Annotated in this window: 6 protein-coding genes and 1 pseudogene; 6 read left to right on the top strand and 1 reads right to left on the bottom strand. The window is 69.8% G+C overall.

The window, feature by feature from the left end:
* The 4 genes and pseudogenes from NI18_RS14255 to NI18_RS27125 all read left to right on the top strand — a co-directional run.
* The coding region (locus tag NI18_RS14255; protein WP_037530748.1) for a TonB-dependent receptor at positions 1 to 2,263 on the top strand (2,263 nt) is incomplete at its 5' end.
* The gene (locus NI18_RS14250) at positions 2,264 to 3,436 is read left to right on the top strand and encodes an endonuclease/exonuclease/phosphatase family protein (protein WP_157840540.1); all 1,173 of its coding nucleotides are present in this window, start codon (positions 2,264 to 2,266) and stop codon (positions 3,434 to 3,436) included.
* A gap of 9 nt (positions 3,437 to 3,445) precedes the next feature.
* Positions 3,446 to 3,871: a DUF2946 family protein gene (locus tag NI18_RS14245; protein ID WP_052149211.1), complete on the top strand. Its 426-nt coding sequence runs from the start codon at positions 3,446 to 3,448 to the stop codon at positions 3,869 to 3,871.
* A gap of 49 nt (positions 3,872 to 3,920) precedes the next feature.
* Positions 3,921 to 4,553: pseudogene (locus NI18_RS27125) on the top strand (Plug domain-containing protein); the annotation flags it as partial.
* A 374-nt stretch (positions 4,554 to 4,927) separates the two neighbouring features.
* On the opposite strand, the gene NI18_RS27120 reads toward NI18_RS27125, so the two are convergent.
* A complete protein-coding gene (locus NI18_RS27120) occupies positions 4,928 to 5,068 on the bottom strand; it encodes a hypothetical protein (protein WP_306286423.1) in 141 nt (46 codons plus the stop codon).
* Positions 5,069 to 5,250: 182 nt separating this feature from the next.
* Between NI18_RS27120 and NI18_RS27115 the strand changes: the two genes are divergently transcribed.
* Together NI18_RS27115 and NI18_RS14235 are read left to right on the top strand one after the other, a co-directional pair.
* On the top strand, positions 5,251 to 6,402 hold the full coding sequence (locus tag NI18_RS27115) for a TonB-dependent receptor (protein ID WP_306286422.1): 1,152 nt from the start codon (positions 5,251 to 5,253) through the stop codon (positions 6,400 to 6,402).
* Positions 6,402 to 7,707: PepSY domain-containing protein (locus NI18_RS14235; RefSeq protein ID WP_052149210.1), on the top strand; the 1,306-nt coding region annotated here is incomplete at its 3' end. The genes NI18_RS27115 and NI18_RS14235, both read left to right, overlap by 1 nt.

The raw sequence follows: 7,707 nt of genomic DNA, 5'->3' as shown, positions 1-7,707 counted from the left end.
AGCGTGTCGCCGGTCGCGTGGCTGTCGCGTGCTGAGCGGCGCGTCGCTCCAGCGCCAGGGCACGACCGAGCTCGGCGCCGCGCTGTCGGCGATCGCCCCGTCGATCGACTTCCCGCGCGCCTCCGCGGTCGACGGCACCGATGCGATCCGTCCGGCGACGCTGCGCGGCCTGTCGCCCGACCAGACGCTGGTGCTGATCAACGGCGTGCGCGGGCATACCGCGGCGCTGCTCAACATCGGCGGTTCGGTCGGCCGCGGCTCGGCGGCGGTCGATCTGAACACCATCCCGACCGTCGCGCTTGACCGGATCGAGGTGCTGCGCGACGGTGCATCGGCGCAATATGGGTCGGATGCGATCGCGGGCGTCGTCAACCTGCGGCTGCGCGAAGCCCGCTCGGGCGGCGGCGCGACGGTCAATTACGGCTTCTACAACACCGACATCGATACCGCGCGCGGCAGCCGCAGCACGACCGGCGAGCATGCCGTGACCGTCTCGGGCTGGCAGGGGCTGGGCTTTGGCGAGGACGGGTTCCTGACGCTGTCGGGTGAATATCTGAACCGCCAGGCGACCAACCGCGCCGATTTCGATCCGCGCGTGCGCGTGACCCCGACCCGCGTCACCGGACGCTTCGGCGATCCGCAGGTCGAGCAATATAGCGTCTTCGCCAATGCCGGCACGACGCTGACGGGCAGCTGGGGCCTCTATGGCTGGTTCGGCTATCAGGACCGCGACACGCGCAGCGCGGCCTTCCCGCGGCTGGCGAGCGCGACGACCGCGCTGGCCGGCTATCCCGACGGTTTCCTGCCGCTGATCAACACCAAGTCGCGCGACATCAATTCGGCGGTCGGACTCAAGGGCGAGGTCGCGGATTGGAGCGTCGACCTGAACGTCAGCTATGGCCGCAACAAGATCGGCTTCCGCACGCTCAATTCCGCCAACTATGCCTATGGCGGCGCGACGCCGCAGGACTTTTCCGACGGCGCGCTGATCTATGGCCAGCTGGTCGCCGGGCTCGACGTCAACCGCAAGCTCGACGTGCTGCAGGGGCTCAACGTCGCCTTCGGGCTCGAGGCGCGGCGCGAGAGCTTCGAGATCCAGGCGGGCGAACGTGCCTCCTACACTACGCCCGTGACGGGCGCGGTCGCGGGCGCGGCGGTGGGCGCGCAGGGCTTTGGCGGCTTCTCGACCGACAATGTCGTCGACCGCAATCGCCGCAACTTCAGCGCCTATCTCGATCTCGAGGCGCAGGTGACCGACGCGCTGCTGATCGGGCTGGCGGGGCGCGGCGAGGATTATTCGGACTTCGGTTCGACCGGGACGGGCAAGATCTCCGCACGCTATGACGTCGCACCCTGGATCGCGGTGCGCGGAACGGCCTCGACCGGCTTCCGCGCGCCGGCGTTGCAGCAGCAATATTTCACCTCGATCTCGACCGTGATCCAGAATGGCGCGCCGATCCAGACCGGCACCTTCCCCTCGGTCAGCCCGGTTGCGGCGCGGCTCGGCGGGCTGCCGCTCGAGCCCGAGAAATCGACCAACCTGTCGCTCGGCACGGTGCTGCGGTTCGGCGGGTTCGACCTGACCGTCGACGCCTATCGCATCCATATCCGCAACCAGATCGGGCTGTCGGAGAACATCACCACGTCGACGAGCCAGTCCCCCGAAGTCAATGCGCAGATCGCCGGGCTGCTCGCCGGATCGGGGGCGACCGCGGCGCGGTTCTTCATCAACGGGCTGGCCTCGACCACCAGGGGCATCGACGCGGTCGCGCATTACCGCGTGCGGACCGTGGCGGCGGGCAATTTCGACCTGACGGTGGCGGGCAACATCAACGACGGCAAGGTGACCCGCGTCCCGACCTCGACCTCGACGCTCGACCCCGCACCGACGCTGTTCGCGCGCAGCCGGATCCTGACGCTGGAGGACGGCACGCCGGGCGAGAAGGTCACCGGCTCGATCGACTGGTCGCTCGACCAGCTCGGCGCGCTCGCCCGCGTCACCTATTATGGCGACGTCAACCAGCCCGGGACGACGCCCGCCGCGGACGTGCACAGCGGCAAGCACGTCATCACCGATGTCGAACTGCGCTATCAGGCGACCAAGGGCGCGCAGCTCGGGCTGGGCGTCAGCAACCTGTTCGACGTCTATCCCGATGCGACCGTCACGGCGAACAACACGACCGGCGTGATCGGCTTCCCCTATTATTCGCCGTTCGGCTTCAACGGCCGCTATCTCTACGCCCGCGCCGGGCTGAGCTGGTAGGTGATTCCAGGCCGCATCCTGCTGGGGGTCGCGCTCACGCTCGGCCTCGCAGGGTGCGGCAGCTTGCCGCGGTTCCGGACGCTGCCCTGTGGCGGCGTCGACGCCGGGGAGGGCGGCGGGCCGCCTGCGATCCAGATCGCGGCATCGGGCGAACGCAGCACGACGATCGACGTGCTGACCTATAATATCGAGGGGCTGCAATGGCCCGCGCGGTCGGGGCGCGGGCGCGATCTCGCGGCGATCGGGCGGATCCTGCGCGATCTGCGCGTGGCCGGGACCGCGCCCGACGTGGTGCTGTTCCAGGAGGTCTTCTCGCGCGCGGCGGTGCGCGGGGTGGTCGCCACGGGCTATCCATCGCTCGCGAGCGGACCGTCGCGGACGCGGCGCAGCGTCTATTCGCAGGACGACCGGCTGCCCGGGCGTGCCAAGCTGGCCAAGGGCGAGCTCGGCGTGCGGCTGATGAGCTCGGGACTGGTGATCGCCAGCCGCTTCGCGATCACCGGCGTTGCGCGTGATCCCTATTCGCGGCGGGCCTGTGCGGGGTTCGACTGTCTGTCGAACAAGGGCGTCGTGCTGGCGACGCTCGCGGTGCCCGGCGTTCCCGAAGGAATAGACATCGCCAACACGCACATGAACGCGCGCAAGGCGTCGAAGGTCGCGCCCGCGCGGCACCGCGCCGCGCACCGCGCGCAGACCCGCGAGCTCGAGGCGTTTCTCGCCGCGCGCCGCACCCCTTCGCGGCCGATGATCCTGGGCGGCGACTTCAACATGCGCCGCTCGCCCGCGCGGTTCGACGATTTCCGGCTGCATCACCCGTTCGGGCTGGTGCACGAATATTGCCAGGCGCGCGCGGCCTGTGCGGTGTCGCTGTCCTGGGACGGCGACGCGCCGTGGCTCGACACGCAGGATCTCCAGTTCTTCGCGCAGGGCACGCGCGTCCGGATCGTGCCGATCGAAGTCCGCGCGATGTTCGACGGCGCGCCGGGCAGCCCGAAGCTGTCCGATCATGACGGGCTGCTCGTCCGCTACCGGCTCAGCTGGACAGGCGCCGCGCCGCCCGGCGGCGTCTGCGCGCGGATCGCCGAGCCGCGGGAAGCAGGGAGTCCAGCGGCGGGACAGGCGGATGGCCCGACCCGCGCGACGACCGGCGACAGATCCGTGCCGACTCGCTAGGACAGGCGCGTGACACCGCTTCGCCGCCTGCTCCGCGATCATCCTGCGCTTGCCGCATGGCTGGTCGTGGTCGCGCTGGCGATGAAGATCCTCGTCCCCGGCGGGTTTATGCCGGTGGTGGCGAACGGCGTGCTCACGATCCAGTTATGTGCCGGGGCGGGGCCTTCCCCCCTCGCGACGGCGACGTCGCAGACGACGCATGCGGCGATGCCGGGGATGACGCATGACCCGGATAAGACTCAGCATGCGGGCCGCGACATGCCCTGCGCCTTTTCCGGCCTGACGACGGCGGGGCTGGCCGCGGCCGATCCGGTGCTGCTCGCGCTGGCGATCGCGTTCGTCGTCGCCACCGTCTTCCGCGTCGCGCCCCCCGTCGTCGCCCGCGCCCCCGAGTTTCTGCGTCCCCCCTTAAGAGGTCCCCCGGTCCGCGGTTGAGCGGTTGCCGGCGCGACGCCCTGAAAGGGCCGCGCGGTGACCCGATGCGATGCCGACCCTGTCCGCCGGAGCGCGGGCGGGTGGCGGCTGCCCGCGACCCCTATACGGCCCGGTCCCGACGGGACCCGGCGGCGTCCGACCAGGAATTCCCATGTCCCGATGCCATCTCATGGCGGCGATCTCCGCGATCGCCTGTGCCGCGCCGATCGCGGCTGCGCCTCTACCTTCCACCCAGGATGCCGATATCGCAGCCCGGCGTGCGGCGCTGCTCCGCGATCGTGCCGCGATCGATGCCGAACTGCGCCGCCTCGACGAACCGACGGGCCCGGCGGAGGCGCCGCGTCGTACCGCCGCCGTGGCGATCGACGGCGACGACATCATCGTCACCGGCAACGCGCTGTCGCTGACGACGCGCGTGACCGGGCAGACCGTCACGACGATCGACGACGCCGCGTTCCGCAATACCCCCGCGACGACGATCGCCGACATCGTCAAACTGTCGCCCGGCGTCGTCGTCATCCAGGGCAACGGCCCGCGCGACGTCGGCGTGTCGATCCGCGGCTCGAACGCGCGCAACAGTTTCGGCGCGCGCAACATCCAGGTGTTCGAGGATGACTTTCCCGTCACCCAGCCCGACGGGCTGGCCCGGTTCGACCTGACCGATCCGCATGCTTACGGCGCGGTCGACGTGGTGCGCGGGCCATCCTCCGCACGCTATGGCAATTACGCGATCGGCGGCGCGGTCAATTTCCGCACCCGACGCGGCCGCGACATCGACGGCGCCGAAATCGGGATCGACACGGGCAGCGACGGCTATGCCAATGTCTATGCGACGATCGGCGATGCCGGTGCGGATTTCGACTATGCGCTGTTCGGCAGTTTCGTGCGCGCGAACGGGTCGACCGGGCATACGGGGTATGAGACGGGCACGATCAACGCGCTGGCGACCTATGCCATTTCGGACCGCGACCGGCTGACCGCGAAGATCATCTACAACGAGGGCGAATTCGCGCTCTCGACGCGGCTCTCGCTCGATCAGTATCGCGCCAATCCTTATCAGCGCGGCTGCGCGACACGGGTCGGCGCGGCGCCGGGCTGCGGCACGATCTCGGTGCTCGCCAACGGCGTCAACGGCGTGCGGATCGCGCAGACCGCGGCCGAGGCCGACCTCGCGCGCAACGATCGCCGGACGATCATCGGCACCCGCTATGAGCATGACCTGAGCACGACCGCGACGTGGCGGACGCAGGCGACGTTCGACAGCCGCGTCGTCAACCAGCCGACCAGCGCGACGCCGTTCAAGGGGACGCTCGACAGCTACAACATCACCAGCGACGTCACGCACCGCGGCACTGTGTTCGGGATGGCGGCGACGAGCTTTGTCGGCGTCTTCTACAATTATCTCGATAACCAGAGCTACAGCTTCAACAAGCGCCCGCGGGCCGCGACGGCATCGGCGCGCCGACGCAGACGGTGTTCGGCGACGTCCGCAACCTGGCGCCCGCGCACGCGAGGAGCTGAGCCTGACGTCGCGGCTCCAGTTCATCGCCGGCATCGGCGCGGAGCGATCGATCATCGGCGTGACGCAGACCGGCTATGCCTATCCGCTCGGTGCGAACCCGGTGCTGAGCGTGATCCCCGCCGAGCGCCATTTCTGGAACGTCGCGCCCGAGGCTTCGCTCGTCTGGCAGGCGATCGACGCGGTCCGCCTGCACGCGCGCGTCGGCACCGGCTATGGCATCCCGCAGGCCGGCGCGCTGTTCGTGACCGCGGCGGGGGTGCCGGGCAACAACGTAACGCTGAAGACCCAGCGCAACACCGGGATCGACCTCGGCGCCGAAGTCGCGCTCGGCACCAATCTGAAGGCGGAGGTGACGGGCTATTACGAATGGTTCCGCAACGAACAGGTCAGCCAGTCGGCGGGCGTCAACCTGCTCGCCTATACCACCAACGCGCCGCGCTCGGTCCACCGCGGCGTCGAGCTCGGGCTCAGCTGGACGCCGCTGCCCGCGGTCCTGCCGGGTGCGCGGATCGATGCGAGCTACAGCTATAACGACCACCACTATACAGCGTTCGTCGAGCGGCTGACCTCGGGCGCGGCGTCGGCGACGTTCGACCGCGCGGGCAACCGCATCCCCGGCGTCATCCCGACCTTCGTCAACGTCCGGCTCGGCTATGACCAGCCGGGTGGCGCGGTGGCGGGGCTGGGCGGGTTCGTCGAGCTGACCCACCGCGATCGCTATGCGATCGACAACGGCAATTTGCTGAGTGTGGCGGGCTATACGCTCGCCAATCTCAACCTCCATTATGATCCACCAAGGGGGGAGGGGGTGTGGTCGCGATTGCGGCTGTTCGCCTCGGTGCAGAACCTGTTCGACACGACCTATGTCGGCTCGGCATCGGTGATCGCGAACAGCCTGAACGCGGCGACCGGGCAGCAGAATCCGGCGGCCGTGCTCAGCACCGCAACCGGGTCGATCTATGCCGGTGTCCCGCGCACCGTCTATGCCGGCGTGAAGGCGCGGTTCTGATGCGTGCGACCACTCCACATTCTTCCGCCGCCGCACGTTCGGGCGGACCCGGTCCCGGTCGCGGCTGGCCGGGCTATCCGACGATCTGGCGCTGGCATTTCTATGCCGGGCTGTTCTGCCTTCCGTTCGTGCTGTGGCTGTCGGTCACCGGCTCGATTTACCTGTTCCGCCCGCAGATCGAGGCGCTGATCGATCGGCCCTATACGCATCTGCCGCTGGACGGCGCGCGCGCCTCAGCGGCGCGACAGGCCGAGGCGGCGGTGCGCGCGGTGCCGGGATCGGTGCTGCACCGTTATCAGTTGCCCGAGCGTCCCGACGAGGCGGTGCAGGTGATCGTCGGCGCCGGCACCACCGAGACGCGAGTCTATGTCCATCCGAACACATTGGCGATCCTCCACACGGTCGACGAGGACAGCCGGCTGATGCGGATCATCTTCCGGCTTCACGGTGAGTTGCTGATCGGCACGCCCGGCTCTTATCTGGTCGAGCTCGCCGCCTCCTGGGCGATCGTCATGATCCTGTCGGGGCTCGTGCTGTGGTGGCCGCGCGGCAGCGGGTTGGCGGCGGTGGTCTATCCGCGGCTGCGTGCCGGCGGGCGGCGGTTCTGGCGCGACCTGCACGGCGTTACCGGGCTCTGGGTATCGGTCTTCGCACTCGCATTGCTCATATCGGGGCTGCCCTGGGCCGCGAGCTGGGGGAGTTACCTGAAGGCGATCCGGACGGTCACCGAAGGGCGGGTGGTCAGGCAGGACTGGTCCGCAGGGCAGGCCGCGGAGCTTCGCGCGCGCGGTGCCGCCGATGCCGGCACCCGCGCGATGGTGGGCGCGCATGCCGAACATGGCGGGATGACGATGGCGCATCCCGCGGTCTCGGACGTGCCGCTCGACCGGCTGATCGCGACGCTGCGCCCGCTCGCGCTCGCGCCGCCGGTCCTGATCGCGCCGCCGACGGGCATGGGCCAGCCCTGGACCGCCAAGTCCGATACCGCGAACCGGCCGCTGCGCACCGACCTGACGCTCGACGGCGCTACGGGCGGGATCCTGACGCGCAAGGACTTCGCGCAGCGTCGGCTGATCGACCGGATCGTCGGTTACGGTGTCGCCGCGCATGAGGGACAGCTGTTCGGCTGGGCGAACCAGCTGCTCGGGCTGCTGACCGCGATCGGGCTGGCGCTGGTGTCGGTCAGCAGCGTGGTGCTGTGGTGGCGGCGTCGGCCCGCCGACACGCTGGGCGCACCACCCGCGCGGCCGCGACGCGCGCGGGGCGGCGGGGTTCGGTGGCGGCTGCTGATCCTGCTGGGTCTCG

Source organism: Sphingomonas sp. Ant20, assembly GCF_000783375.1.
In the GTDB taxonomy this organism is placed as follows: Bacteria; Pseudomonadota; Alphaproteobacteria; order Sphingomonadales; family Sphingomonadaceae; genus Sphingomonas; species Sphingomonas aerolata.
This window is presented reverse-complemented; position numbering and strand designations above follow the sequence as displayed.